Annotated in this window: 1 protein-coding gene; it reads right to left on the reverse strand. The window is 61.2% G+C overall.

Annotated elements, in window-relative coordinates; translation table 11 throughout:
* On the reverse strand, positions 1-350 hold a 350-nt coding region (locus tag A5780_RS26595; RefSeq protein ID WP_197521877.1), incomplete at its 3' end, for a recombinase family protein.
* Positions 351-636: the final 286 nt, after the last annotated feature.

A 636-nucleotide genomic window follows, 5' to 3' on the forward strand; every position in this document is an offset into this window, starting at 1 on the left:
GCGCGTTCGAATTCGGCGAAGGCGCCCATCACGCTCAGCAGCAGGTTCGCCATGGGTGAGTCCTCGCCGGTGAAAGTCAGGCTCTCCTTGACGAATTCGACCCGCACGCCCTTGCCGGTGAGGGTGCGCACGATCGAGCGGAGGTCGTCGAGGTTTCGGGCCAGGCGGTCCATCGAGTGAACGATCACCGTGTCGCCGTCACGCACGAACGCGAGCATCTCGGCGAGCTTCGGCCGCGCCGAGTCCTTCCCGGAGGCCTTGTCGGTGAAGGTGCGTTCGACATCGACGCCGTCGAGCTGGCGGACGGTGTTCTGATCGAGAGTGCTGACCCTGATGTAGCCGACGCGCATGATTCACCCCTCCAGAGACCGAAATTGTCAGGTTGAACTCTAAGAACCCAGCCGACAAGTGTCAAGAAAGGCGAATTCTCACCCTATTTTGACGCTGTTCGTCCCCGGTCACGACTGTGGTGTTGGGGTGTACCCCAGATGCGCAGGCACTGCCAGCACCACGCTCCGCAGCTGCGGCTGTAACGTGTTTCACTTCTGAGTGTCAACGGATTTCGGAGGGGACCGAACACAGATGCTGAGCTTCTTCGTCGAACGCGATGGTCGACTCGTCGCCCAGAAACAGCCC

The sequence above is a fragment of the Nocardia sp. 852002-20019_SCH5090214 genome (genome assembly GCF_001665865.1).
GTDB lineage: Bacteria > Actinomycetota > Actinomycetes > Mycobacteriales > Mycobacteriaceae > Nocardia > Nocardia nova.